General features: G+C 64.6%; 26 protein-coding genes. 10 read left to right on the forward strand and 16 right to left on the reverse strand.

All coding sequences use genetic code 11. The annotated features are described in order from the left end of the window. The first annotated feature begins 26 nt into the window (after positions 1–26). Complete coding sequence (locus ENHY17A_RS04330; protein ID WP_159714125.1) at positions 27–1,853, forward strand: AcrB/AcrD/AcrF family protein; 1,827 nt, start codon at positions 27–29, stop codon at positions 1,851–1,853. Here ENHY17A_RS04330 and ENHY17A_RS04335 read toward each other — a convergent pair. The 6 genes from ENHY17A_RS04335 to ENHY17A_RS04360 form a co-directional block, all read right to left on the reverse strand. Beyond that, positions 1,805–2,434, reverse strand: a complete 630-nt coding sequence (locus ENHY17A_RS04335; RefSeq protein WP_159710399.1) for a MarC family protein — start codon at positions 2,432–2,434, stop codon at positions 1,805–1,807. The genes ENHY17A_RS04330 and ENHY17A_RS04335 overlap by 49 nt on opposite strands. Continuing rightward, positions 2,431–3,306, reverse strand: coding sequence for a bifunctional methylenetetrahydrofolate dehydrogenase/methenyltetrahydrofolate cyclohydrolase FolD (gene folD, locus ENHY17A_RS04340; RefSeq protein WP_159710401.1), 876 nt, complete (start codon positions 3,304–3,306; stop codon positions 2,431–2,433). The genes ENHY17A_RS04335 and folD overlap by 4 nt, the downstream gene beginning before the upstream one ends. Before the next feature lie 16 nt (positions 3,307–3,322). After that, on the reverse strand, positions 3,323–3,628 hold the full coding sequence (locus ENHY17A_RS04345) for a YggT family protein (protein ID WP_159710403.1): 306 nt from the start codon (positions 3,626–3,628) through the stop codon (positions 3,323–3,325). A gap of 227 nt (positions 3,629–3,855) precedes the next feature. Then, positions 3,856–4,755 (reverse strand): acetylglutamate kinase, encoded by a 900-nt coding sequence (gene argB, locus ENHY17A_RS04350; protein ID WP_159710405.1) that lies wholly within the window; start codon positions 4,753–4,755, stop codon positions 3,856–3,858. Positions 4,756–4,884: 129 nt separating this feature from the next. Continuing rightward, positions 4,885–5,544 carry a queuosine precursor transporter gene (locus tag ENHY17A_RS04355; protein ID WP_159710407.1) on the reverse strand — a complete coding sequence of 220 codons (660 nt, stop codon included), beginning with the start codon at positions 5,542–5,544 and terminating at the stop codon, positions 4,885–4,887. A gap of 180 nt (positions 5,545–5,724) precedes the next feature. Beyond that, the gene (locus ENHY17A_RS04360; protein ID WP_159710409.1) at positions 5,725–6,162 is read right to left on the reverse strand and encodes a PepSY domain-containing protein; all 438 of its coding nucleotides are present in this window, start codon (positions 6,160–6,162) and stop codon (positions 5,725–5,727) included. Positions 6,163–6,328: 166 nt separating this feature from the next. On the opposite strand from ENHY17A_RS04360, the gene ENHY17A_RS04365 reads away from it, so the two are divergent. Further along, positions 6,329–7,597 (forward strand): NupC/NupG family nucleoside CNT transporter, encoded by a 1,269-nt coding sequence (locus ENHY17A_RS04365; RefSeq protein ID WP_159710411.1) that lies wholly within the window; start codon positions 6,329–6,331, stop codon positions 7,595–7,597. Between the two features lie 114 nt (positions 7,598–7,711). On the opposite strand, the gene ENHY17A_RS04370 is transcribed toward ENHY17A_RS04365, so the two are convergent. Both ENHY17A_RS04370 and ENHY17A_RS04375 read right to left on the reverse strand, forming a co-directional pair. After that, entirely contained in the window at positions 7,712–7,858 is a 147-nt protein-coding gene (locus ENHY17A_RS04370; protein WP_201296339.1) for a hypothetical protein, read from the reverse strand. A 10-nt stretch (positions 7,859–7,868) separates the two neighbouring features. Further along, positions 7,869–8,738, reverse strand: coding sequence for a 3-hydroxyacyl-CoA dehydrogenase NAD-binding domain-containing protein (locus ENHY17A_RS04375; RefSeq protein WP_159710413.1), 870 nt, complete (start codon positions 8,736–8,738; stop codon positions 7,869–7,871). 86 nt (positions 8,739–8,824) lie between these two features. Here ENHY17A_RS04375 and ENHY17A_RS04380 point away from each other — a divergent pair, with 86 nt between their 5' ends. Continuing rightward, positions 8,825–9,970 (forward strand): DUF1176 domain-containing protein, encoded by a 1,146-nt coding sequence (locus tag ENHY17A_RS04380; protein ID WP_159710415.1) that lies wholly within the window; start codon positions 8,825–8,827, stop codon positions 9,968–9,970. A gap of 181 nt (positions 9,971–10,151) precedes the next feature. On the opposite strand, the gene egtD is transcribed toward ENHY17A_RS04380, so the two are convergent. The 5 genes from egtD to gluQRS form a co-directional block, all read right to left on the reverse strand. Beyond that, positions 10,152–11,129 carry an L-histidine N(alpha)-methyltransferase gene (gene egtD, locus ENHY17A_RS04385; RefSeq protein WP_159710417.1) on the reverse strand — a complete coding sequence of 326 codons (978 nt, stop codon included), beginning with the start codon at positions 11,127–11,129 and terminating at the stop codon, positions 10,152–10,154. Positions 11,130–11,131: 2 nt separating this feature from the next. Then, positions 11,132–12,394, reverse strand: a complete 1,263-nt coding sequence (gene egtB / locus ENHY17A_RS04390) for an ergothioneine biosynthesis protein EgtB (protein WP_159710419.1) — start codon at positions 12,392–12,394, stop codon at positions 11,132–11,134. An 84-nt stretch (positions 12,395–12,478) separates the two neighbouring features. Further along, positions 12,479–13,045: a cob(I)yrinic acid a,c-diamide adenosyltransferase gene (locus ENHY17A_RS04395; RefSeq protein ID WP_159714127.1), complete on the reverse strand. Its 567-nt coding sequence runs from the start codon at positions 13,043–13,045 to the stop codon at positions 12,479–12,481. A gap of 4 nt (positions 13,046–13,049) precedes the next feature. Continuing rightward, a complete protein-coding gene (locus tag ENHY17A_RS04400; protein WP_159710421.1) occupies positions 13,050–13,280 on the reverse strand; it encodes a twin transmembrane helix small protein in 231 nt (76 codons plus the stop codon). 93 nt (positions 13,281–13,373) lie between these two features. Beyond that, a complete protein-coding gene (gene gluQRS / locus ENHY17A_RS04405; protein WP_159710423.1) occupies positions 13,374–14,222 on the reverse strand; it encodes a tRNA glutamyl-Q(34) synthetase GluQRS in 849 nt (282 codons plus the stop codon). Between the two features lie 103 nt (positions 14,223–14,325). Between gluQRS and ENHY17A_RS04410 the strand changes: the two genes are divergently transcribed. From ENHY17A_RS04410 to ENHY17A_RS04440, 7 genes are all read left to right on the forward strand, one after another. After that, a complete protein-coding gene (locus ENHY17A_RS04410; protein ID WP_159710425.1) occupies positions 14,326–14,892 on the forward strand; it encodes an HNH endonuclease in 567 nt (188 codons plus the stop codon). A gap of 188 nt (positions 14,893–15,080) precedes the next feature. Continuing rightward, entirely contained in the window at positions 15,081–17,150 is a 2,070-nt protein-coding gene (locus ENHY17A_RS04415; RefSeq protein ID WP_159710427.1) for a S9 family peptidase, read from the forward strand. Between the two features lie 169 nt (positions 17,151–17,319). After that, on the forward strand, positions 17,320–19,437 hold the full coding sequence (locus tag ENHY17A_RS04420) for a transglycosylase domain-containing protein (RefSeq protein ID WP_159710429.1): 2,118 nt from the start codon (positions 17,320–17,322) through the stop codon (positions 19,435–19,437). Between the two features lie 984 nt (positions 19,438–20,421). Beyond that, positions 20,422–20,775, forward strand: coding sequence for a glycine zipper 2TM domain-containing protein (locus ENHY17A_RS04425; protein WP_159710431.1), 354 nt, complete (start codon positions 20,422–20,424; stop codon positions 20,773–20,775). 73 nt (positions 20,776–20,848) lie between these two features. Then, positions 20,849–21,226: a glycine zipper 2TM domain-containing protein gene (locus ENHY17A_RS04430; protein ID WP_236547745.1), complete on the forward strand. Its 378-nt coding sequence runs from the start codon at positions 20,849–20,851 to the stop codon at positions 21,224–21,226. A 16-nt stretch (positions 21,227–21,242) separates the two neighbouring features. Further along, positions 21,243–21,668: an OsmC family protein gene (locus tag ENHY17A_RS04435; protein ID WP_159710433.1), complete on the forward strand. Its 426-nt coding sequence runs from the start codon at positions 21,243–21,245 to the stop codon at positions 21,666–21,668. Between the two features lie 152 nt (positions 21,669–21,820). Next, positions 21,821–23,152, forward strand: coding sequence for a dicarboxylate/amino acid:cation symporter (locus ENHY17A_RS04440; protein WP_159710435.1), 1,332 nt, complete (start codon positions 21,821–21,823; stop codon positions 23,150–23,152). A 17-nt stretch (positions 23,153–23,169) separates the two neighbouring features. Here the strand turns inward: ENHY17A_RS04440 and ENHY17A_RS04445 are convergent, their stop codons facing one another. Genes ENHY17A_RS04445 through ENHY17A_RS04455 form a run of 3 tightly spaced genes read right to left on the reverse strand, consistent with a single transcriptional unit; the run spans position 23,170 to position 26,703 of the window. Next, positions 23,170–25,311 carry a TonB-dependent receptor gene (locus ENHY17A_RS04445; protein WP_236547746.1) on the reverse strand — a complete coding sequence of 714 codons (2,142 nt, stop codon included), beginning with the start codon at positions 25,309–25,311 and terminating at the stop codon, positions 23,170–23,172. Positions 25,312–25,351: 40 nt separating this feature from the next. Beyond that, on the reverse strand, positions 25,352–25,546 hold the full coding sequence (locus tag ENHY17A_RS04450) for a hypothetical protein (protein WP_159710439.1): 195 nt from the start codon (positions 25,544–25,546) through the stop codon (positions 25,352–25,354). Then, complete coding sequence (locus tag ENHY17A_RS04455) at positions 25,543–26,703, reverse strand: PepSY-associated TM helix domain-containing protein (protein WP_159710441.1); 1,161 nt, start codon at positions 26,701–26,703, stop codon at positions 25,543–25,545. Before ENHY17A_RS04455 ends, ENHY17A_RS04450 begins: the two co-directional genes overlap by 4 nt. Between the last annotated feature and the right edge of the window lie 167 nt (positions 26,704–26,870).

The raw sequence follows: 26,870 nt of genomic DNA on the forward strand, positions 1-26,870 counted from the left end.
AGCAAGGGAAAGCGATTTTGACCGGCGTGACCAGTGGCCCGCACAAGCTCGAAGCGTGGATCGACCGCCATTGGGTGCGGTTGGCGCTGGGCGCGATCGCGATCATGGCGGGCTGGTTTCTGTGGCAGCGTTGGGGCGCGATCCAGTGGCTGGCGCTGGGCGATACCGACGACAATCTGCGGCTCGCACAGGTCCGCGCATGGCTGGACGGTCAGGGCTGGTACGACCTGCGCCAATATCGGCTGAGCCCGCCAGAGGGGTTCAACATCCACTGGTCGCGCATCCCCGATTTGCCGATCGCCGGGCTGATTGTGCTGACCGAGCCGTTCGTCGGACGCGCGATCGCGGAGCGGATCGCGGTGGGTGGTGCGCCGCTAATCCCGCTGTTCGTTGCGCTGATGGCGCTGGCGTTCACCGTGCGCAAGCTGGTCGCGGGCGCGGCATGGCAGCTCACCTTCATCTTTTTCACCGGCTGCACCGCGACGCTGTTGATGTTCATGCCGCTGCGCATCGACCATCATAATTGGCAGCTTGCGTGCCTCAGCCTGACGCTCGCCGGGCTTGCCGATCCGCGCAAGGCGCGCGGCGGCGCGATCATCGGGCTGTCGAGCGCGTTCAGCCTGTCGATCGGGCTCGAAATGCTGCCTTATTGCGTGATGGCGGGCGCCATCACGGGCCTGCGCTGGGTGATCGACCGCGACGAAGCCCGCCGGTTGCAAGTCTATGCGCTCACGCTTGTCGGCGGCTGTACGCTGGGTTTCGCGGCATTCGCGTCGAACGACAATTGGGCGATGCGCTGCGATGCGCTGACCCCCGTCTGGCTCGCGGCGATGGTCGCAGCGGGAGGAGCGCTGTTCGTCGCCGCGCGGGTCGATCCCGCCAATCGCTGGGTGCGGCTGGGATTGCTGGGGCTGGCTGGCGGCGTCATCGGCGGCGGTTTCGCGTTGCTGTTCCCGCACTGCCTGTCGCGCCCCGAAGGCGTGTCGGACGAACTGATGGCAAGCTGGCTGAACAATGTACGCGAGGCCAAGCCGATCTACGAACATCCCTGGCGCGCGATCGTGCCGCTGGCGACGATCCCCGTCATCGGCATGATCGGCGCGGGGCTCGCCTTATGGCGCGCAAATACTCATGACCGCATCGTCGGCTGGATCGCGGTCGCCCTATTCGGCGCCTTCGCCTTCCTGATGCTGTTCTGGCAAGTCCGCGCCGGACCTGCCGCGCAGTTGCTCGCGCTGCCGGGTGCGACCGCGCTGGCATGGATGGCGCTGGCGCTTGTCACCGACCATCCCAAGCGTTGGGTCCGCATCGGCGCGGGGGCTGCGGTGGTGCTGACCGTCGCGGGGCTGTTCGTCAGCTATATCATCCGCCAGTTGAACGTCGATCCGCCGTCGAAGATGATGCAGACCGTCAGCCGCGCCAACCGCCAATGCGCGATGCTGTCGTCAATGCAGGCGCTGAACCGCGCGCTGCCGCCGACGACTTTGTTCACCCATGTCGATCTCGGCCCGCGCCTGATCGCGACGACGCATCATTCGGCGATTGCGGGGCCGTATCACCGCAACGGCGATTCGATCTTGGCGGTGCATAATGCGTTCAAGGGCAGCCCGGAGACGTTCCTGGCGAACGCCCGCAAATACGGCGCGACGCATCTGCTGACCTGCCCGATGATGGCGGAGACGACGGTCTATCGCGCACGCGCGCCGGGCGGCTTCTACGACCGGATGGCGAAGGGAGAGAATTTCCCGTTCCTCGTCCCCGTTCCGCTACCGCGCCGGTCGCCCTACCGGCTGTGGCGGATCGATTACGACGCCGCGCCGAAGCTGCCGATCAGCCCATCCACCACGAACTGAACCGACAGCGCCGCAAGCAGCACGCCCAATAGCCGGGTGATCACCGCCTCGATCTTGGCACCCAATACCCGCATCATCGGCCCTGCCGCGATCAGGGCGGCCAGCGTCAGCGCCAGCACCGTCACCGCTGCGCCGCCGACCACCAGCCGTTCCTCGACCGTCGGATTCTGCGACCAGAGCAGCATAATCGCCGCGATCGATCCCGGACCCGCGATCATCGGCATCGCCATCGGAAAGATCGACACATCCTCGATCTCGTCGTCGTCCAGCACCTTTTGCGCGCGTTCCTCGCGACGCTGAGTGCGTTTTTCGAACACCATTTCCAGCGCGATCAGGAACAGCATGATGCCACCCGCGATGCGGAAGCTGTCGAGGCTGATACCCAGCGCACGCAGCAATTGCTGGCCGAATAGCGCGAACACCACCAGGATCGCGGTCGCGACCAGCACGGCGCGGATCGCCATCGCGCGACGATGCGTGGCGCTCGCGCCCTTGGTCAGCCCAGCGTAGATCGGTGCGCAGCCCGGCGGATCGATGACGACGAACAGCGTCAGAAACGCCGAGATATACAGCTCGATCACAACGCCCCCTCGTCAAATGCGATGCCTTCGCGGCGGTGCGCCGCAACCAGCGTGTTGCGTAGCAGGCAGGCGATGGTCATCGGCCCGACCCCGCCCGGCACCGGGGTGATCGCACCCGCGACCGACGCCGCGCCGTCGAAGTCGACATCGCCGACCAGCCGCCCGTCAACCCGGTTGATCCCGACGTCGATCACCGTCGCGCCCGGCTTGATCCATTCGCCCTTTACGAACTGCGCGCGTCCGACAGCAGCGATCACGATATCGGCGCGGTGGACATGGCTCGACAGGTCGCGCGTGCGCGAATGAGCGATAGTTACGGTGCAGTTCGCGGCGGTCAGCAGCGCCGCCATCGGCTTGCCGACGATGTTCGACCGCCCGATCACCACCGCGTCCAGCCCCGACAGATCGCCCAGCCGCTCCATCAGCAGCATCAGGCACCCGAGCGGCGTACACGGCACGAAGCCGGGCATTCCGGTCGCCAGCCGCCCGGCATTGACCGGGTGGAACCCGTCCACATCCTTGTCGGGGTCGACCGCGCGCAGCACCCGCGTCTCGTCGAGATGATCGGGCAGCGGCAACTGAACGAGGATACCGTCCACCTGGGGGTCAGCGTTCAATTGCTCGACCAGCGCGATCAGCGCGTCCTGGCCGATATCGGCGGGCAGGCGGTGTTCGAAGCTTTCCATTCCGGCGGCAAGCGTCGCCTTGCCCTTCGAGCGGACATAGATCGAGGATGCGGGGTCTTCGCCGACCAGCACCACGGCTAGTCCCGCCTTGCGCCCGCTCTGCGCGGTGAAGTCCGCCGCGGCCACGGCGATGCGCCCGCGCAACGCTTCGGCGAATGCCTTGCCGTCGATGATGTCCGCGCTCATGGCCTCGCTCCCGCGATCAATAGACCGTCGGCGCCATCAGCGATTGGGCGATCGACGGGATGACGATGTCGGACAGGATGAAGATGATCAGCAGCACGACGAGTGGCGACAGGTCGAGCGCGCCGAAATCGGGCATGATCCGGCGAATGGGGCGATAGATCGGCTCGGTCAGCTTGCGTAAGCCTTCCCACAGCGACCGCACGAAATCATTGCTGGTGTTGATGACGTTGAACGCGATCAGCCACGACAGCACCGCCTGGATCACGATGATCCACCACAGCACGTTGAGCAGCACCTGGACGATTTGCAACAGGACGAGCAACGATCGGTCTCCGGAAAAATGGGCGCGGCCTGCCTAGCGGATTGGCGAAGCCCGCGACAAGCCCTGTGGGCGATTCGCCCACCCCATCCCGTTGGTGTCGAGTAGGGTTCGAGCGAAGTCGAGAAACCGTATCGAGACAGTGTTGTCGCCCTCCCCTCCCTCGATACGCCTTCTCGACAAGCTCGAAGGCCACTCGGGACGAACGGTAAAGGGGGATATTGTGAGCCTCAGGCCCGAACCAGCGTCCCCGCACCCCGCGCCGTGAAAATCTCTAGCAGCATCGCGTGCGGCACACGTCCGTCGAGGATGACGGCGGCCTCGACCCCCGCCTCGACCGCAGCGATGCAGGTATCGACCTTGGGGATCATGCCCCCCGAAATCGTGCCGTCGGCCTTCAGCGCCTCGATTCCCGCCCGGTCCAGGTCGGTCAGCAGCGCCTTGTCCTTGTCCAGCACGCCCGCCACGTCGGTCAGCAGGAAGAAGCGCCGCGCGCCCAGTGCTCCCGCAATCGCGCCCGCCATCGTGTCGGCGTTGATGTTGTAGGTCGCGCCGTCCGCGCCCAGCGCGACGGGGGCTACGATCGGAATAAAATGGTCGTCGGTCAGCTTGCGCAGGATCGTCGCATCGACCTTCACCGGCTCGCCGACGAAGCCCAGATCGACATGGCGCTCGATCCCCGAATTGGGGTCGGGCTCGGTACGTTTGACCTTTTCGGCGAGCACCAGATTGGCGTCCTTGCCCGAAATGCCCACCGCGCGCCCGCCAAGTGCTGCGATCCAGCCGACGATTTCCTTGTTGATCTTGCCCGCCAGCACCATTTCCGCGACTTCGGCGGTCTCGGCATCGGTGACGCGCAGGCCACCGACGAATTGCGATTCGACGCCCAGCCGTTTGAGCATCGCGCCGATCTGCGGCCCGCCGCCATGGACGACGACCGGGTTGATGCCGACCGCCTTCAACAACACGACATCCTCGGCGAAATCGCGTTGCGCTTCGGGATCGCCCATCGCGTGCCCGCCATATTTGATCACGAACGTCTCGCCCGCGTAACGCTGGAGATAGGGCAAGGCTTCGACAAGCGTTTCCGCCTTGGCAAGCATCGCGGGATCGGGTGCGTGGTCGGTCATTGGCTGGCCAATCAAATAAAATCGTCATTCCCGCGAAGGCGGGAATCCATAATCGCCGACATGGGTTATGGATTCCCGCCTTCGCGGGAATGACAGAACAGGGTCAAGAGATAATTGGATCGCTGCCGCTCAAGCCCGCTCGAACGTGCCGGCGCCGCGATCCAGCTTGTGGCCCAGCGCCACGAACGCGATGATCAGCGGCGGCACCAGTACGATCGACAGCACGACCTTTGCCAGCATCTGGCCCGCGAGCAGCCCGGCGATCGGGAACACGCCGTAAAAGGCGACGAAGACGAAGATCAGCGTATCGACGATCTGGCTCAGCACGCTGGCGACCCCGGCGCGCAGCCAAACGAGACTGCCCTCTTTTCGGCGCAGCGCGTCGAAGATAGTGACGTTCAACGTCTGCGAAATACCATAAGCGAGCAGGCCGCCGAGCCAGATTCGCGGCGTGCCGGTCATCATCAGCTGAAACGCTTCGAGCCGGGCAGGCTCCATCTTCGACGAGGCGGGCAAAGCGAGCACGATCAGCGACAGCACCAGCGACGCCAGCAGCGGAATGAAGCCGATCTGCACCAGCCGCGTCGCGGTTTTTCGTCCGTGCAATTCGGCGACGGCGCTCGACACCACCACCAGCAGCAAAAACGCGAAGATCCCGGCTTCGACGGCCAGCGGCCCCAAGGCGACCTGCTTGTTGCCCAGCACGCCCGCGATGCAGCACATGCCGCCGTAGAAGATGCCGAAGAAGAAGAGCGAGCGCGAAATCGGCGCGGGCGATGATCCTGTCATCGCCCGCTGCTAGCGCGAATCGCAGGAGCCGAAAAGCCCCGATGGGTGGGAGCGCAATACCCCATCCCCGTTCGTGCTGAGTAGCCGCGCAGCGGCGTATCGAAGCACTGTCCTTACTTGGCACAAAGAAAAGGACAGTGCTTCGACAAGCTCAGCACGAACGGGGATAGGGCATTCCGATCAATCGCGTTCGATGATCCGCAAGGTTCGCCGATCGAGTTTCAGGTCGTTGTCGCGCCCGTTCCGCATCCGGGCGTCGTCGACTTCCCAATAGCCGTCGCTGTCGAGCTTGACCGACTCCCAGCGCGTATAGCCCTGTTGGCGCAGCGCCCGTTCGATCGCGGCCTGCTCGCGGGCGTTGGCCGGGCGGTCACCATCGCGGCGCACGATCCGCATCGAACGCGGGTCGATCTTCAGATCATATTCGCCGCCATTGCGCGTGCGTGCATCATCGATCTCCCACAGCCGGTCGTCGAGTTCGATATCGTCCCAGCGCACGAAGCCCGCCTGTCGCAACACCTGTTCGATGCGCGCACGCTCGCGCGGGTTGGGATCGCGCAGTTCGAGTGCGGCGGTGGGCATCGACAGTGATGCGGCGATCATCAGGGTCAGCGACATGGCAGGAGAACGTCCTTGTTCCGGTGTGATTTCATCACATCAATGCCCGGCCGTTCGTCTTGTTCCGGAAACGCGCCATCTGGTGTGCCGCCCAAAACCCTCTATGGTCGCGCGCTTGTGCCCGCGTCGCGGGTGGTTCGAGTTCACCCTGGGGCGGGGCTAATTGATGGAACGTTTTCTGATCGGCATCGCCGGGATCGCCGTGATCCTGGCCATTGCGGTGCTGCTGTCTTCCAATCGCCGCGCGATCCGCCTGCGCGTGGTCGGTGCGGCATTTGCGCTGCAAGTGGTGATCGCGACGCTCGTCCTCTACGTCCCCGCCGGTCGCGCGGCGATCAACGGGGCATCGAATGGCGTGTCGGCACTGCTCGGCTATGCCAAGAACGGCACCGATTTCCTGTTCGGCCCGCTCGCCTCGCCAGAGATTGGCGGCAACAGCTTCGCGATCGCGGCGCTTCCCGTGATCGTGTTCTTCGCCAGCCTGATCTCGATCCTCTATTATCTGGGCGTGATGCAGTTGATCGTGCGCTGGGTGGGTGGCGCAATCGAGAAAGTGACCGGAATTTCCAAGGTCGAATCGCTGTGTTCGGCCGCCAACATCTTCGTCGGGCAAAGCGAATCGCCTTTGGTGGTCAAACCCTATCTGGCGAGCCTGAACCCGTCACAGCTCTTCGCGATCATGACCGTCGGCATGGCGGGCGTCGCGGGGACGATCCTCGCGGCTTACGCGACGTTCCTCGGTAGCGACTACCTGCCCTTCCTGCTCGCGGCATCGTTCATGGCCGCGCCCGGCGGGTTGCTGATGGCCAAGATCATGATGCCCGACGTGCCCGTTCCCGCTGCGGGCGAACTCCCGCTTGAGGGCGGCAGCGACGACGAAGCCGTGCGGCTGGCCGACGAAGTGGTCGAGGAGGAAAAGGCCGCCAACGTCATCATGGCTGCGGCGATGGGGGCGCAGACCGGCGTGAAACTGGCCGTCGCGGTCGGCGCGATGGTGCTGGCGTTCGTGGCACTGGTGGCGCTGGCCAACGGACTGCTCGGCGCGGTCGGCGGCATCTTCGGTTATCCCGAATTGAGCTTCCAGGCGATCGTGGGCACGATTTTCGCGCCGATCATGTTTCTGCTCAACATCCCCTGGGAAGAAGCGCAGATCGCAGGCGGGTTGTTCGGGACCAAGGTGGTGCTCAACGAATTCGTGGCCTTCATCGATCTCGGCAACCTGACCCAGCTCAGCGACCGCAGCCGCGCGATCATCACCTTTGCGCTATGCGGTTTCGCCAATTTCTCGTCGATCGCGATCCAGATGGCGGTCACCGGCAGCCTGGCCCCCAACCAGCGTCCGATGATCGCCAAGCTGGGGATCAAGGCGCTGATCGCGGGGAGCCTCGCAAACCTGATGTCGGCGGCGCTTGCGGGGCTGTTGCTGCCGGGTTGATCGATAACGCTTCATCCCATTCCCGTTTGTTTCGAGCGAAGTCGAGAAACGTGCCACAGGCGTTGCGCAACGTTTCTCGACTTCGCTCGAAACAAACGGGGTGGGGTGGCCTCCTCACTCGTCGGTCCGCCGTTTGACCTTGTTGGGCAAATCCTTGCCCTTGGTCCGGCGCGAGGGCAACTGGACGGGATTTTTCTTCTTCCACTCGGCATAGGTCATCGGACCTTCGGGCGTATCGATGATGGTGTCGTCGATGCTCATGGCATCCCCCTCAGCGCGTCGGCACGGGTTCGTCACCCGAATAATCGTAAAACCCCTTGCCGACCTTTCGCCCGTACCAGCCAGCCTCGACATATTTGACGAGCACCGGCGCGGGGCGGAATTTGGGGTCGCCGGTGCCCTCGAACAGCACGCGGGTAATCTCCAGACAGGTGTCGAGCCCGATGAAGTCGGCCAGCGTCAGCGGACCCATCGGATGGTTCAGGCCCAGGCGGCAAGCGGTGTCGATGTCGCGGATGGTCGCGACGCCTTCACCGAGCGCGAAGCACGCTTCGTTGAGCATCGGCATCAGCACGCGGTTGACGATGAAGCCCGGCGCGTCGTTGGCATGGACGATTTCCTTCCCCAGCGACTGGCCGAATTTCTCCACCGCCGACACCGTCGCGTCGCTAGTCGCCAGCCCGCGGATCAGTTCGATCAGGCCCATGACGGGCACGGGGTTGAAGAAATGCACCCCCATGAAGCGTGCCGGATCATGGCTTGCCTGGGCCAGCCGCGTGATCGGGATCGACGAGGTGTTGGACGCCAGGATCGCAGTATCCGACAGCACCGCACCGACGCTTTCGAAAATCTTGCGCTTGATCTCCTCGCGCTCGGTGGCGGCTTCGATCACCAGTTCGCACACGCCCATCGCCGACACATCCGCGACAGGTTCGATATTGGCCAGCGTCGCGTCGCGCGCGTCGACCGTGATCTTTTCCTTCGCCACCAGCCGGTCGAGCGATTTGCCAATCCCCGCCTTGCCTTTTTCCGCCTGTGCCAGCCCGATGTCGGACAACAGCACGCGGTAACCCGAGGCGGCTGCAACCTGCGCGATCCCCGCCCCCATTTGACCCGCACCGATCACGCCCACCGTCTTCATCGCATTCTCCATCGTCTTTTTCGGGAATTTACGCCGCGATAGCGACTTTTCGGGAACGATGCAGCGCGTTAATCCTTCCCTCCATCATGAAGTTCGCCTTGCCGCTCGTTGCGCTGATCCTCGCTGCCTGCAATACCGATCCGCAGCCGCAGGAAAGCGATGCGCGCGCGCGGGCCGCCGCCCAACCCAATGTGCCTGCGCAACCCGGTGCGCCCAGCCCAACGCCGTCGCCCAGCGAGGCTGCCGAACCGGTCATCGCCCCCGCGCTCGCCAGCACAGGCCCGCGCGCCACGCCGGGCGAGATGCGGACCTTTCGCGACTGGGTGGTCGGGTGCGACAATCGCCTGTCCTGCACCGCCGTCGCGCTCGGCCCCGACGATGCCGAATTTCCGACGCTGAGGGTCGTGGTGATGCGCGCGGGCGGCGGTGCGCTGCCCCGCGTAATCGTCGATTCGAACGACGATATCGCCGCACCCGTCACGATCACTATCGACGGCAAACCCGTCGCCAAAGGCGGACGCAATGACGACGAAGGCGTGATCTTTACCGGCGAGGAGGCTGGGCGGCTGATCGAGGCGATCGCCCAGGGCAAGGCAGGTCGGATCGGCCACGGCAAGACGGAGGACGCCATCGCGCTGAACGGCGCGGCGGCGGCACTGCGCCACATGGACGAACAACAGCGCCTGACGGGTACGACCGCGGCACTGATTGCGCGCGGCAAGGACCGCCCGACCGCTTCGCCCCCCGCATTGCCGGTCGTCGCGCGTGTTCGCCCATCGGGTCGCGCCACTCGCCCCACGCCCGCGCAGGTCACCGCGATGCGGCGAGCCGCCGATTGCCAGATCGAATTTCTCGACGAAGCGCAGACCCGGCCCGAGGCGCATGCGTTGGGCGGAAGCGCGACGCTGATCCTGCTGCCATGCGGTGCGGGTGCGTATAATTTCATGTCGGCGGTGTTCGTGATCGGCAAAGACGGCGTGCTGCGTCCGGCGACCTTCGACACATCGGTGGGCTTCGATGTCGAGGCGGGAGCGGTGCCGCAACTGGTGAATTCCGGCTTCGGCGAGGGGCGCCTGACCAATTATTCCAAAGGTCGCGGGATCGGCGATTGCGGCATCGGCCAGGATTTCGTCTGGGACGGTCAGCGCTTTCGCCTGATCGAGCAAAGCGAAATGACCGAATGTCGCGGATCGACACGGTTGGTGACGACATGGCGGGCAGAGGTTCGGTAAGGCATATCAATGCCCCCTGTTTCGTCACCCCGGCCGAAGTGCCGGGGTCCACTTGGCAGCCCGCTCAATCGCAAGAAAGCCTGGACGCTGCGCTTGTCGCACGGTGGACCCCGGCACTTCGGCCGGGGCGACGGAATTTTTTGGGTCGATCGATTACCTCACAACCGAATGGCGACCAGCTTCAGGGCGCGGGCGGCCTAGGCTGTGCTTCACCCAACAGCAGCGCGAACGCATCGTCGGGCGCGCTCCATTCGCCGATGACGGTCCATCCGCCGGCGTCCATCAGCATCCGGGCATCGCGCGGGCCGTATTTGTGGCTGTTTTCGGTGTGGATGCCCTCGCCCTTGCGGATCTGGAAATTGCGTCCATCGACGCTGAACGCCATGTCGCGCGTCGCGATCAGGTGCATCTCGATGCGCGACGCGTCTTCGTTCCACCTCGCTTCGTGGACGAAGCCATCGACTGGGATGTCGCCGTCCAGCTCGCGGTTGATACGTTCCAGCAAGTTCAGGTTGAACGCCGCCGTCACCCCCTGTGCATCGTCATAGGCGGGGACCAGGATGTCCGCCGATTTCACCCGGTCGATCCCGATCAGCAATTGCGCAGCCTCGCCCAGCGACCCGCGCATCGACCGGAGGAGATCGACCGCGGCATAGCGTGTGAGGTTGCCGATCGTCGAACCGGGGAAAAAACCCAGCTTGGGCAAGCTCCCGACATCGCGCGGCAAGGTCACCGGCGACATGAAATTGGCCTCTAGCGGATAAACGTCGATCGCCGGAAACCGCGCCGCTAGATCGCGCGCCGATGCCCGCAGAAAATCCCCCGAAATGTCGATCGGCACATAGGCCGAGGGCGAAATCGCCGACAGCAACAAGGGCGTCTTGGCCGATGACCCCGATCCGAATTCGACCACCGCGCGCCCCGGTCCGATCGCGTCGGCCAAGTCTGGCCCCGCCGATTTCAGCAACGCCGCTTCGGTGCGCGTCGGATAATATTCGGGCAGGTCGGTGATCGCCTCGAACAGTTCGGAACCCCGCCGATCGTAGAACCAGCGCGCCTGAATCGCACGCGGAGTACGCCCCAACCCTTCTACCACATCGCGGCGGAATTCGGGATCGACCAAACCATGCTGGCCGTCTTCGGCCTCCTGCTTCAACATCGTCACAAATCCTTGGCCAGCCGAACGCCGGTGAATTGCCAACGCTGGTGGGGGTAGAAAAAATTGCGGTAGCTGGCGCGCACATGCCCGCGCGGCGTCGCGCACGATCCGCCCTTCAGCACGAACTGCCCGCTCATGAACTTGCCATTATACTCGCCCACCGCGCCTTCGCAGGCCGCGAAACCCGGATAGGGACGGTACGCGCTGCCGGTCCATTCCCACACATCGCCGAACCAGGCCGGACCACCGGTCGAGGGGCGAGGTTCGACCGGCCCGGCGCAGTCGAGCAGATTACCCTCGCGCGGATCGCCCGCGCGCGCGGCGGACTCCCATTCGAATTCGGTCGGCAATCGCGCGCCCGCCCAACTGGCATAGGCGTCGGCTTCGAACAGACTGACATGCGTCACCGGCGCGGCGGGGTCGATCGCGCGCCGCCCGTCGAGTCCGAAACGCGTCCAGCCACCATCGTCACCGCGTGCCCAGTAAAGCGGCGCGTCGATGCCCTCCGCCTGCACCCACGCCCAGCCATCCGACAGCCAATGACGGGCGTCGCGATAGCCGCCATCGTCAATGAACGCGGCCCATTCGCCATTGGTCACGGTGCGGTCGGCGATGGCGTGGGGGTGGAGCAGCGCGCGATGCCGCGGCCCTTCGCAATCGAAGGCGAAGCCGTCGACATCATGCCCGATCTCGACCAGTCCCTCGCGCCCTTCGATCCAGCCGAGCGGTCCTGGCATTTGCACAGGCCGCTTGCGGTCGCCTTGCCAGATCGCAGGCTCGCATGGGTTTTCGGACAACAGGTGCAGGATGTCGGTCAGCAGCAATTCCTGATGCTGCTCCTCGTGATGGCATCCCAGCGCCACCAGATCGCGCGCCGCATCGGGCAGGATTTCGAACGCCGCCAGCACCGCTCCGTTGATGGCCGCGCGATAGTTCAGCACCTCGTCCAGGCTGGGGCGGGTGATCATTCCCCGCCGTCCGCGCGCGTGCCGCCTGCCTTCGGCCTCGTAATAGCTGTTGAACAGGAACGGATAGCGCGCGTCGTACAGCCGATATTCGGGCACATGATCGCGCAGCACGAAGGTTTCGAAGAACCAGCTCGTGTGCGCCAGATGCCATTTGGCGGGCGATGCGTCGTCCATCGACTGAACGGTGGCGTCGGCGTCGGACAGGGGTGCGGCCAGCGCCTCGGTCAGATGACGGACGTCCGAAAACCGCGCGGCAAGCGCCGATGCGGGGCTGGCAATGGTGGATTGCGGTCGCATCGCCTCTCCCTCATGCGATGACACGCGAGCGACGGATGCGAAGCGCCGCCCAGCTTCATTTACGGCGCAGAAAAGCGCGCCGACCTAGCGCGAAGCGCCCGGCACCCAAAGAACGTCGCCACCCGCCTTTTTGTTCACGTCGCGCGCAAGAATAAAAAGCAGGTCGGACAAGCGGTTAACATAGGTTAGCGCAAAAGGATTGAGCGACCGTCCTGCGTTGGTGGCAACACAAGCCCGTTCGGCCCGCCGAACGATCGCGCGCGCCAGATGCAGCGCCGCTGCACCGGGCGTTCCGGCGGGCAGAATGAAGCTTTTGAGCGGGTCGAGATCGGCGTTGACCCGGTCGATCGTCGCCTCCAGCCATTCGACCTGGGCAGCGACGATCCTGAGCGTCATTTCCGAGGGTTGGAAATCATCGCCCGGCGTCGCAATGTCGGCGCCCAGATCGAACAGGTCGTTCTGGACCCGCGCCAGCAAAGCGTCATGCAGCCCGTCCAATGCCGCGCGGGCAACCCCGATCGCGGAATTCGCTTCGTCCACATCGCCGATCGCCGCAAACAGCGGATCGGACTTTGCCCGCCGCGACCCATCGACCAGCCCGCTGGTCCCGTCGTCGCCGGTGCGGGTGTAGATTTTGTTGAGCTTGACGATCGTCCTAGCGCCCGCCGCCCAGCACCAGCAGCGCCAGACAGACGATCAGGATGGTCACGCCCTGAAAGATCACGCGCTGCTGCATCATCTTGTTCGATTTGACCGCGGACGTGGCCGGCGCATCGCCCTTCAGTTCCGCCTCCGTCGTCTTCAGGAAGATGACGATACCACGAACGAGCGCGACGAGCGTCGCGATCATGCCCGCGATGATGAGCAGGGGAAGGATGGTGGACATGGGTCGGATATAGCGCGTCGGAGCGAATGTTCCAACCGGACCAACGGCGATAATTCCCGCTCGCTCTGATCGGATTTGATCACCGATGGCAGGTCAGAAGAGTTGCCCGCGAAGGCCGTCAGCGACCTTCCGCCCATCCTCTCCTGCTTCGCGCATCGCCGCCAGCGTCGGCGCGCCGTCGCGCTTGGCCAGCCGCTTGCCTTCCCTATCCACCAGCGACGGGTGATGGTGATAGGCGGGCGTCGGCAATCCCAGCAGCGCTTGCAACAACCGTTGAACATGCGTCGCGTGAAACAGATCGACGCCCCGCACCACGTCGCTCACGCCTTGTGCGGCGTCGTCCACCGTGACCGCCAGATGATAGCTGGTCCCGGCATCCTTGCGCGCCAGCACCACATCACCCAGCGACAGCGGGTCGGCGACGATGGGGCCTGCCCATTCGTCATGCCAGTCGAGCGGCCCCGCCAGCGCCACCGCGCGGCCCATGTCGATCCGCCATGCATGATCTTCGGTGGCCAGTCGCGTGGCACGTTCGGCGTCCGACAATCCCCGGCACGTCCCCGGATAAAGCGGCCCGTCCGGCCCGTGCGGTGCCGACTGGCTCCCCGCAATCTCACGCGCAATGTCGGCACGGGTGCAGAAACAGGGATAGACGACCCCCAGCCCCTTCAACCGGTCGAGCGCCTCGGCATAGAGCTTCATCCGCTCCGACTGAACTACCACCGGTTCGTCCCAATCGATCCCCAGCCAGCGTAGATCGTCAAAGATCGCCTGCACATGCTCCGCCCGGCACCGCCCCCGGTCGATATCCTCGATCCGCAACAAAAACCGCCCGCCGTGCGCCCGCGCGAAATCATGCGCCATCAGCGCGGAATAGCCATGCCCCAAATGCAGCCGCCCGGTCGGGCTGGGCGCAAATCGCGTAACGACGGCTTCGTGCATTCAGGACTCTTGACCGCGAGTCACGGCTCGTGCTGTCATGCGGCTGTCACGCCTGTCCGCCAAGGACACGGACGAACGACGCGGGAAAGGGGGAACGTCCTTCATGTACCATCCCGATCTGATCCGGCACCCGGACGGATGCCCGGCGCTCGTCCTCAACGCCGATTATACGCCGCTCAGCTATTATCCGTTGTCGGTCTGGCCGTGGCAGACCGCGATCAAGGCGGTGTGGCTGGAGCGGGTCGATATCGTATCGCATTACGAGCGAGAGGTGCGAAGTCCCAGCGCGACGATGAAGCTGCCCTCGGTGATCGCGCTCAAACAATTCGTTCGTCCTTCCGCCTATCCGGCCTTTACCCGTTTCAACCTGTTCCTGCGCGACAAGTTCGTCTGCCAATATTGCGGCTCTCCGCGCGACCTGACCTTCGACCATGTCATCCCCCGTGCACAAGGGGGCCGCACGACGTGGGAAAATGTCGCGACCGCGTGCGCGCCGTGCAACCTGCGCAAAGGGGGCCGCACGCCCAAGCAAGCACATATGCCGCTCCACATCGCGCCCATCCGTCCGACTAGCTGGCATTTGCAGGAACATGGCCGGTCCTTTCCGCCCAATCATCTGCATGAAACCTGGCACGACTGGCTCTATTGGGACATCGAACTGGAGGCGTGAGCGCCCGCCTAACCTGCCGCGCTCCCGCGCAGGCGGGAGCCTAGGGCCATGAAGTGCGGCGCCCACGACCCTGGACTCCCGCCTTCGCGGGAGTATGGATCCGGGGTGCTCGCTCTCCGAATCATTTCGCTTCCCGACTCATATCGCACGCGATAGCCTCCCGGCTTCATCCTGGGAGGGAATTCATCATGTCGATCAAATCGTTCACGCGCACTGTCTTGCTGTGCGCCAGTCCGTTGGCGTTGCTCGTTCCATCCGCGCTGTTCGCCCAGCAATCGGGGGCGCAACAGCTCATCCCGCGCGAACTGATCTTCGGCAATCCCAGCCGATCGGGGGCGCAAGTCAGCCCCGACGGCAAGCATGTGTCGTGGCTCGCGCCGGTCGATGGCGTGATGAACGTGTGGGTCGCGCCGATCGCCACCCCGACCCAAGGCAAAGCCGTCACCGCCGACAAGTCGCGCGGCATCAGCCAGTATTTCTGGGCACCCGATGGCAGCCATGTCCTGTTTTTGCAGGACGCGGGCGGGAACGAGAATTTCCACGTCTTCGCCGTTCCCGCAATGGGCGGCACCGCACGCGACCTGACGCCGGTCGCGGGTACCGTTCGCGCCGAAGTGCTCGGCGTCAGCGAGCTCCGCCCCGATGTCGTGCTGGTTGGCCTGAACGACCGCAACCCGCAATTCTTCGACCCCTACGAAATCAATTACCGCACGGGTGAGAAGAAGCTGGTGATGGAAAATCCCGGCTATGGCGGGCTGGTCGCCGATAACATGCACAAGATCCGCTTCGGCATGAAGCAGGTGCCGGGCGGCGGGTCGGTGGTCGACCGGCTGGAGGCCGACGGGAGTTGGAAGACCGCGTTCAGGATCGAGAACGAAGACGCCTTCACCACCAACCCGATCGGCTTCGACCGCGACGGCAAGACGCTGTTCATGGTCGACAGCCGCGGTCGCGACAAGGCGGCTTTGGTCCGGATGGACCCGGAGACGCTGAAGACCGACATCATCGCCGAAAGCGACCGCGCCGACATTCAGGGCATCCTGCCCGACCCGCGGACCCACGCGCCGATCGCCTATTCGGTCAATTATCTGAAGAACGAATGGACCGCGCTGACGCCGGAGGCCAAGGCCGACCTCGATTTCCTGCGCGGCAAGCTGCCGGGCGAATTCGCCATCACCTCGATCACCGACGACGGACGGCTGGCGACGGTTTCTTCCTTCGCTGCGGAGGCACCTGGCACGTCCTGGCTCTACGATCGTCAGGCCAAAACGCTCGCCAAACTGTTCGACGTCCGCCCCGATCTCTCCAAATACGCGCTGCAACCGATGACGCCGGTGGAAATCCCGAGCGGCGACGGCAAGACGCTCGTCAGCTACCTGACGCTGCCTGCAGGGGCCGACACCAATGGCGATGGCAAGGCGGACAGGCCCGCGCCGTTGGTCCTGAACGTCCATGGCGGTCCGTGGGCCCGCGACAATTACGGCTATAACGGCGCGCATCAATGGCTCGCCGATCGCGGCTATGCGGTGCTTTCGGTCAATTATCGTGGCTCTACGGGTTTCGGCAAAGGCTTCGTCAATTCCGCCATCGGCGAATGGTCGGGCGCGATGCACCAGGATTTGATCGACGCGGTCGACTGGGCAATCAAATCAGGCGTCACCACGCCGGACAAGGTCGCGATCATGGGCGGCTCCTATGGCGGCTATGCGACGCTGGTCGGCGTCACCTTCACGCCCGATCGCTTTGCCTGCGGGGTCGATATCGTCGGGCCTTCAAATTTGAAGACGCTGATGGAAAGCTTCCCCGCATACTGGCGCCCGATCCTGGAGGGCACCTTCTACAAGCATATCGGCGACCCCAATAAGCCCGAGGATGTGAAGCGGATGATGGCGCAGTCGCCGATCAGCCGCGTGGACGCGATCAAAGTACCGTTGCTGATCGGCCAGGGCGCGAACGACCCGCGCGTGGTGAAGGCCGAAAGCGACCAGATCGTCGATGCCATGCGCGCCAAGAAACTGCCGGTGACGTACGTGAACTATCCGGACGAGGGCCACGGCTTTCAGCGTCCGGCCAACCGGCTGAGCTTCTTCGCGATTACCGAGGGCTTCCTCTCGCAATGCCTGGGCGGCAAGGTCGAGCCGATCGGCGACGACTTCACGGGATCGTCGCTGGAGGTGCTGGAAGGCGCGCAGCATGTGCCGGGGCTGGCGGGCGCGTTGCCCAAGGCCGCAGCAGGGACGACGCCGACAACGGAGTAACCACCTGACCCCGTTCGTGCTGAGCCTGTCGAAGCACTGTCCTTTCTTCGTGCCAAGAAGGACAGCACTTCGACAAGCTCAGTGCGAACGGGTTTTTTGGGCACCGATTGCCACCGTTCACCATCTTGCCGCCCCTGTCCTATCTCTATAATACAGCGCGGCTAGCACCATGAATTACGACCGCCCCATCTCCGCAGACCGCGACCCGCTGCCTTACCCGCATAGCCGGCGCGAGGCGCGCTATCGCGGGATGCCGGTCGGCGATTTCGACGGGTACGACACGCCCCCACCCCCGCCCGAGCCGCCCAGAAAGCCGCGCCGCTGGGGTCGCTGGATCGTGCGCGGGCTCGCGGCATTCCTGGCGCTGCTGATCGTCTCGATTGCCTATCTCGCGATCACCGCGCCGCTGTCGCAGTCGTTGAAGCCACCCGCGCCGCCATCGATCACCTTGCTGTCGGCAGAGGGCACGCCGATCGCCAAATCGGGCGCAGTCATCGGCGACCCGGTCGATGCGACCGCGCTTCCCGATCATGTTCCCGGCGCGTTCCTGGCGATCGAGGACCGGCGCTTTTACGGTCATCTGGGGATCGACCCGCGCGGCATATTGCGCGCCTTCTGGAACAACAGCTTCACCGACAATAGCCGCCAGGGTGGCAGCACCATCACCCAGCAACTGGCCAAGAATGCGTTTCTGGATTCGGACCAGACCTTCACCCGCAAAGCCCGCGAGGCGATGATCGCGCTGTGGCTGGAGGCGTGGCTGACCAAGGACGAAATCCTCTCTCGCTACCTGTCCGCGGTCTATTTCGGCGACAATGTTTACGGCCTTGATGCCGCCGCGAACCATTATTTCAGCCGCGATCCGGATGATCTGACCATCGGCCAGGCAGCGATGTTGGCGGGGCTGGTCAAGGCGCCCAGTCGCCTTGCCCCCACCGGCAATCTGTCGGGCGCACGCGCGCGTCAGGAACTGGTGGTCGCGGCGATGGCGGAAACCGGCGTCATCACTCCGGCTGAGGCGGACGACGTCTCCCCTGCCACGCTTCGCGTCCGCGCGCGCGGCACGCGACTGCCCACCGGCGGCTATTTCGCCGACTGGGTCATGCCCGCTGCGCGCGACCGGGCAGGCGAGATCGCCACCGAACAGACCGTCACCACCACGCTGGAAACCCGCGTCCAGCGCGCCGCCGAAGCCGCCGTCCGCCGTGCAGGGCTGCGCGAAGCACAGGTCGCGATCGTCGCGATGCGCCCCGATGGTCGGGTCGTCGGCATGGTCGGGGGCAAGGACTACGCCAAAAGCCCGTTCAACCGTGCGACCCAGGCCCGCCGCCAGCCGGGTTCGACCTTCAAACTGTTCGTCTATCTCGCCGCGCTGCGCGATGGCATGTCGCCCGACACGATGATCGAGGACGAACCCGTCACCATCGGCGAATGGTCGCCCAAGAATGACGGCAATCGCTATCGCGGTGAGATCACATTACGTCAGGCATTCGCCGCGTCGTCGAACGTCGCCGCTGCGCGGCTGACCCAGCAGGTCGGGCCCGCCGCCGTGATCCGCGCCGCGCGCGACCTGGGCCTATCGACCGAAATCCCGAACGAAGCGTCGATCGCGCTCGGCACTTCGTCGGTGTCGCTGCTCGAACTCACCGCCGCCTATGCCGCGATCGCCGCAGGCGAAGCGCCGGTACGCCCGCGCGGACTGGACGATGCCCGCGAACAGAATTGGCTCGATCGGTTGCGCGACGACACCAGCCCATTGTCGCGCCGCGAAGTCGAAGGGATGCGCTCGCTGCTGGCGGCGGGGATCGAACGCGGCACGGGCCGCGCCGCTGCGCTCAACGTCGAGGCGTTCGGCAAGACCGGCACCACCCAGGACTACCGCGACGCGCTGTTCGTCGGCTTTACCGAGGATCTGGTGGTCGGTGTGTGGCTGGGCAATGACGACAACTCGCCCAATAGCGGCCTGGCAGGCGGCGGCGTCGCCGCGCGGATCTGGCGCGACGTGATGGTGAATGCGACCGACGCCAGCGCGCCCGCGCGTCCGGCGGTGGTCGAAGCCGAATCGGACGAGGATATCGGCAACCTCAGCAGCAACATCCTGGACGGCATCCTGCCCCAAGACCCGCAAGCGCTGGAATTCGAAGGCGATATCGGCGGCATGGGCCTGAACCTGCGCCTCGACCGCGAAGGCGGCATCCAGTTGCGCGGCGGCGAACCCCGGCGCGACGAGCCGTTGCCCGAAGAGACGGAACCGCGGATGCGTGAGGACGAACCGGGCGCGTTCTGAACCGCTGCGTCGCCGGTCGCAATGCCGGCGCGTCAATGAGGCGGGGCGTGCCGGGCACCCATCGCCCAACGCAAAAGGGAGCCGACATCGCTGCCAGCTCCCCAGTGTCGCCGTATCCGGCGGCGGATGCTCCCTCATCGGGCGCGTCGCCGCCTTCGCTCGGCGGCTTCACATCAGCTTGGCTCGAACCGGCAAGGGCGTGAGCGGTTGCATGATGTGAGGTCGGTCACCGGGGCCGGTTGCCGGTCCGCGCCGACCCGAGGGTCGATGCTTCCCACATTTCCGGCCTCGGCGGCCAGCTCCGCTTCGCTGCCCAAGGGCATCTTCCGCGTTGCTTTTGGCCATTTCGTCGATCGCAAATTCCCAGGACGTTTCCGTCCAAGCAAAGCGCGTTCATGTATCCGTGGCCTGCCTCCCGCACGGCGAACCGTTTGTTCGGCTTTGGTCGTTCTTCTCAGACCCGGTTCGTCCGGTCATTCCAAACCGATAACGCGAGCGTCACCCATTCTTCCTAGAACCCTTCGATCCGGTCGATCCGACCGACCGACCCAATTCGACTCAGGCAGTTTCCCTAAGGCACCCACTTGCGTCTGACGAGCCACAAGTGATTGACTTTCCTCTGGTTTCCCGTCGTTCCGTCGATCGCTTGCAGACAGATGGTGTCACCCTTTGCGAGTCGCACAAAGGGGTAATCGACGCGGTCCTGCCTGTGGATAACGTGGATAACGGGGACAGGCGGGTGTCGCGTGGCGCGCGGTCTCGCGACCATCGGGAATCGTTGGTCGCGCACGGGCACCGTTTCGCCGCGCAGGCGCTGCGGACCATCTGTGGTTCAGGTCGCACCGTTCATTCCGGGGCCGCTTGCTCGTAATCAATTCGGGTGAGTTCGGAATGCCCGGTTTTCCTGTCATTCCGTTCATGAAACTTACTCGCGCGTCGATGCGTTGGGAGCATCTATTCCGAGGTAAGGAAGGGAGTATTCAAATGAACAAGCTCATGATCGCAGCCGTCGCTGCCGCCGTCGCCATCCCGGCAGGGGTCAGCGTTTCGGAAACCAACCGCGTCGAGATTTCCTCGTCGACCGCCAGCGCGGCATCGTTCGACCAGAATCGCCGCTATCGCGAATGGAAGGGCCGTGACGGTCGCCATTATTGCACGCGTCCCGATGGCACGACCGGCCTGCTGGTCGGCGGCGTCGCAGGGGCACTGGTCGGTCGTACGATCGATACCCGCGGCGACCGTACGCTCGGCACGCTCCTGGGTGCAGGTGCGGGCGCACTTGCCGGTCGCGAAGTCGAGCGTAGTGGCCAGAAACGCGAGTGCCGCGCGCGCCGTTAATCGCAAACCATCAGGGGCGTCCCAGCCGGGGCGCCCCTTTTGCCGTGGGTGGGAAAACAGAGGGAGAGAAGACATGAAGAAGTTGATGATTGTCGCCAGTGCTGTGGCAACCGCGATGACGCTGGGTGCGTGCAGCCAATATGGCAGCGGTTACGACCGGCCGGGCTATGTCGGCGACAATTGGGATGCCCCGCGTTATTATCGCGATGGCCCCAATTACACCGAACGCCGCCTGAGCCGCAACGATCGCGTCTATCGCGGATCGGATGGCCGTTATTATTGCCAGCGTCCCGACGGTACGTCCGGTCTGGTGATCGGTGCGGCAGCCGGTGGCGCATTGGGTGCGGTGATCGCGCCCGGCGGATCGTCGCTGCTCGGCGCGCTGATCGGGGGTGCCGCAGGTGCCGCGATCGGCGAATCGGTCGAAAAGGGCGAAGTCCGCTGCCGCTAAACGAAGGAAGTTTGCCATGACCATCCGCAGCGGCTCTGCCCGCTACGACGGCCTGGGCAAGGACGGGAAAGGGCACGTCTCGACACAGTCGGGCGTGCTCTCCGACCAGCCTTACGGCTTCAACACCCGGTTCGAAAACGAACCCGGCACCAATCCCGAAGAGTTGATCGCGGCTGCACACGCGAGTTGCTTCACCATGGCGCTGTCGTTTGCGCTGGCCAAGGCCGGCCATTCGGCAGGCAGTCTGGAGACCACGGCCAAGGTCGCGCTCGAAAAGGACGGGGACGGGTTCAAAATCACGCGGTCCGATCTGACGCTGTCGGGCCATGTCGACGGCATCGAAGAAGCCGAATTCCGTCGCATCGCCGACGAGGCGAAGGCGGGTTGTCCGGTATCCAAGGTGCTGAACGCCGAAATCTCGCTGGAAACCAGCTTCGGCTGATCTCTGGGCGGTTTCCCCAATTTTGATGACGGGTCGATGCCACGCGGCGTCGGCCCGTTTCCGATTCCACCCCGCGACCCGATGATTTGCCGTCGTCCCCCACCTGCCCTATCGCCGCGTGACTCGCCCGACGACAGGATGACCACCCCCTTATGTTGCACGCCGCCGCCGACACGCCGCCCGTCGTCAGAAAGCCCTGGTATTTCGCCCTTTACGCACAGGTTCTGATCGCGATCGTCGCGGGCATCCTTCTGGGGCATTTCGCACCCGAAACCGGCGAAGCGATGAAGCCGCTGGGCGATGCGTTCATCAAACTGATCAAGATGATCATCGCGCCGGTCATCTTCCTGACCATCGTCACCGGCATCGCGGGGATGCGCGACCTGGCATCGGTCGGGCGCGTCGCGGGCAAGGCGTTCGCCTATTTCCTGTTTTTCTCCACGCTGGCGCTGATCATCGGGATGATCGTCGCCAATGTCGTCCAGCCCGGCGCGGGGCTGAACATCGATCCCGCGACGCTCGACGGATCAGCGGTTGCAACCTATGCGTCACAGGCGAAAGATTCGACGCTGACCGCGTTCCTGCTCAACATCATTCCCGACACCTTCACCGGCGCACTGACGCAGAGCAATATCCTGCAGGTGCTGTTCGTCGCGATCCTGTTCGGCATCGCGCTGGCGATGATCGGCGAGCGCGGCGAACGCGTGCTCGACCTGCTCAACGACGTCTCCACCGCCTTTTTCAAGGTCGTGGCCATCGTGATGAAGGCAGCCCCCATCGGCGCATTCGGCGCAATGGCGTTCACGATCGGCGCTTACGGCGTGGAGGCGCTGAGCAGCCTCGCGGCGCTGATCGGTACCTTCTACCTGACCTCGTTCCTGTTCGTGATCGTCATCCTGGGTTCGGTCTGCGCGCTGTGCGGATTTTCGATCTTCAAACTGATGGCCTATCTGAAGGCCGAATTGCTGCTGGTGCTCGGCACCTCGTCGTCGGAAAGCGCGCTACCCAGCCTCATCGAAAAGATGGAGCGCGCGGGCTGCCCTAAATCAATCGTCGGGCTGGTCGTGCCGACCGGCTACAGCTTCAACCTCGACGGCACCAACATCTATATGACGCTGGCCGCGCTGTTCATCGCTCAGGCCGTCGGGGTCGACCTGTCGATCGGCGAGCAGTTGCTGTTGCTCAGCGTGGCGATGCTGTCGTCCAAGGGTGCCGCGGGCGTCACCGGTGCGGGCTTCATCACGCTGGCGGCGACGCTGACCATCGTACCCAGCGTGCCGGTGGCGGGCATGGCCCTGATCCTGGGCATCGATCGGTTCATGAGCGAATGCCGCAGCCTGACCAACTTCATCGGCAACGCGGTCGCGACCGTCGTCGTCGCCAAATGGGAAGGCGGGTTGGACAAAGCGCAGTTCGATGCTGCGATGGCGGGCCGCTCGCCACGCATCGACGAGGTCGATGCGAGCGAGGTGCCCGCCGGCTGAGGTCCGCTGGACCGGGTTCAGAAATCCGCGGAGATCGACGCCTTTACCGTCCGCGGCATTCCCTGGAGCAACGCCGCGCCAAACGTGTCGAAGGCCGATGCCCAGAAGCGTTGGTTCGCCACATTGTCGACGGTCAGGCGCAATGTCACCGGGGTCTCGCCCGCCGCAAACACATAACGCGCACCGACATCGAAGCGGGTCCAATCGTCGAGGCGCAGCGTGTTGGTCGCATTCGCCCATTGCCGACCAGTGTGGACGACGCGCCCCGTCAACGTCGCACCGGGGGCGAAGGGCAGATCCCATTCCATATTGGCGTTGGCGGTCCAGTCGGGCACGCCCGCGACCTCCGCGCCATCCACGAATGCGGCATCGGTGACCGCGACGCCCGAGATCAGGCGCAGTCCCGGCGCGACTTCGCCGTTCAGAGTGAACTCGACCCCCGAATGGCGCTGGATGCCGATATAGCCATATCGACCGGGATTGCCCGCTTCGCCCGCGATCGTGCCTTCGCCCGGACGTTCGATCCGGTACAGCGCCACCCCGGCAAAAATCGGTCCGAGCGCCAGCTTTCCGCCGATTTCATATTGCACCGATCTGCGCGGCGCGAGCGGCGTGCCCGAATTTTCGAGTCCGGGATCGATCGGCGCATTCGGCCCCTGCTGAAGCGCCTCGATACGGTTGGCATAGAGGGAGAAGCCGTTTGCCGGCTTGACGACGATGCCGACGACCGGGGTGATCGCATCCTCGTCATAGCTTGCCGCTGGATCGGGCTGCCCGCCATTATAGGCGTTATACCCCTCCACCCGGATCGACTGGAGGCGAAGCCCCCCGGTCAGCAGCACGCGATCGTCCCATAAGCCGATCGTGTCGGACGCAAACGCGCTCAACAACCGCGTGCGCGATATCGGGAAAGGATCGTCGAGATCGCCGCCGACCAGAGTCGAGCTGGGCAAGGCGACCTGAACCGGATCGTAGAGATTGTTCGCGAAACCGGCGAAACCGGGACCATAACGGAAATCGAACGCGTTGCGGTTGACCTGCCACACGGCATTGCCGCCGAAATTGATCTCGTGGGTGATGCCGGTGCCCAGCTTTACGCGCAGCCCAGCCTCGACCGCTTCGTTATTGTCGGTGCGCGGTACGATCAGCGCATTGCCGTTCGACTCCCCCGTCGCCGCATCGAGTATGGTGAGACCCGAATAAATCCCGTCCTCGCGCCCGTCGCGCGCACCGCCGCGGGCATAGAGCAACGCATTGTCGGCCAGATCGTACTCGGCCGAGAAGGTGCCGAACATGTCGCGCATCTCGGTGAAGCTGAAATCCTGGGCATAATTGGCATCCGCGTCCGGCACGGCGGGAATCGCGGCACTGCCCAACGTCACCTTCGGCCGCAAGCGATCGACGCGGACAAGCTGATAGCCGAGGTCGAGCGCGAGGCGAAGGCGGTCGCCGCGCCAATCGAACCCGGCGCCCAGCACCTGGCTGCGACGATCCTCTCCATCGATCGTCACTTCGCCATCACGGTACGCACCGTTGATGCGGACACCGAATTCGCCGCCATTGCCGAAACGACGCGATACATCGAAACTGCCGCCAAAATGCGCGTCGCCGCTATAGCCCAGGGTCGCACGCGTCAGCGGCGCGTCCCCTGCACGCTTGAGGATCAAATTGACGCTGCCCCCCAGTCCGGAGCCGCCGGGGGCGGCACCGTTCAGAAATGCGCTCGCGCCATTCAATACCTGAACGCTGTCGAACAGTTCGGGCGCGACCAGCTGGCGCGGTGCGATGCCGTACAGACCGTTCAACCCGACATCGTCGGCGAACAGCGGGAACCCGCGCACCACGAATTGTTCGGACGCATTGCCGAAGCCGTAGGTGGTGCGGATCGTCGGATCGTTCTCCAGTACCTGACCCAGCGTCTGGGGCTGCTGGTTGAGGATCAGCGTCTCGTCATAGCTGCGGATCGAAAAGGGCAGGTCTTCGGCCGGCTTGTCGCCCAGCACACCCGCGCTGCCGCCATTGTCGACCTCGGTCGCGTTTTCGGCCTGGGCCGTCACGACGATATCCGTCGCGCGCTCCGCATCCTGCGCATAAGCGGGCGCGGCAAGCACCGTGGCGATGACGAAGGCGGGCAGCGCGGCAAGACGGACGGTCATCATTTCAGCTTTCGAGACATTCGGATTGAGAGAAGAATTTGGGTCAGCCGCGACGGCGCCAAGCGATGGCAACGACCGCGACGGGAAGCGAAAGGAACAGCCAGGCGATCAGGTCGCGCACGCCGTCGCCGGTCAGCCCGGCGATCAGGCCGATCAGACTGGTGAGTGCGATAAGGCCGGGAATCGCGAACAGGCGCGCGGCAGAACGCTGGCGCGGGCGGGCGGCGGGCGCGTTCATGCCGCTGCCCCAATGCGCGACGCGCCGCTGTGGATTTCCTCGATCCGGCGTTCGACTTCGCCCGGACGACGACGCAGCCACAGCAAGATGCCGGTCCACAAAACCCAGATCGTCGCCAGCGTCAGCAGCGCCCACAAGATCTTTAGCGGCAATCCGCCATAATCGCCGAAGTGCAGCGGCTTCGACAGCATCAACGCTTGATTGAGTGCCGGCATCGCGCGCGCATCGGTCAATGCGCCGGTTTCTGCATCGATCAGCGCAGGCGTCAGCAGGTGCTGGGTCAGCGGCGTATCGCCCTGAAAGAACACCGCATAATGATGCCCCGAACTCCACGCCCCGCCGGGAAAGGCGATGAACTGCGGCGCGCGGCCGGGAAGCGCTGCCTGCGCCTGCGCCATCGCGCGGTCGAGCGAGCCGTAACGGGCAGGCGGCAGCGGCTCGGCATCGGCATACGCTGCGGCCATCGCGGCCACTTCGCCATCGCGCCAATTGTCGGTCAGCGGGTCGGCAAAGGCGTTGATCGCGCCGGTCGCGCCGACCACCAATGCCCAGGCGAGCGTGACGATGCCGATCAGATTATGCTGGTCCAGCCGCCCCACCCGCTTGCTGCGCCGCGTACGAAGTGTCCCGAAATCGAGCCGCCGCATGAACGGCGCGTAAAGCACCACGCCGGATATGAGCGCGACGACGAACAGCAACCCCATTACCCCCAGGAACAACATGCCCGGCAGGCCCAGGAACATGTCGGTATGAAGTTGCAGCAGGAACTCCATCACCCCGCCCGCAGGCGCCGGGCCCAATGCTTCGCCGGTTGCCCGGTCGAAGAACAACAGGCTCATCTCCGCACCCGGTGCGTCGGGGGACGGCCCGGTCGTGACCGTCAACAACGCGCTGTCCTGGCTGAACGCCATGAACAGGGGCACCTCGCCCGGTCGCTCGGCGAGCGCGGTCGCGAGCATCGTGTCGAGTGGCAATCCCGCCTGCGACGAAGGCGCGCCGCCGATCCGTGCTTCGTAATCCTGCCCCATCGCCGCTTCGATTTCGTCGTGAAAGATCAACGGGAGCCCGGTGACGCACAGCATCAGCAGGAACAGCGTCGGCACGATGCTGCTCCATTTATGCACCAGGTACCAGCGGCGGATGGCGATGCGAGTCACGCCGCGCCGACTAAGTCAGCACGCCTCAGTCGTCAATGACAATCATTCGCATTAGCGTTCGCAGCCCCTGCGGTGGGCGTGATCGATGCTGGAAAATTGGCGCGGTACTGATCGATGCGCGCGCGACGGATCGAAATTCGGACGCGTGGCGTTTGCTTCAGGAACAA

The sequence above is a fragment of the Sphingomonas sp. AX6 genome, assembly GCF_902506605.1.
Taxonomy (GTDB): Bacteria; Pseudomonadota; Alphaproteobacteria; order Sphingomonadales; family Sphingomonadaceae; genus Sphingomonas.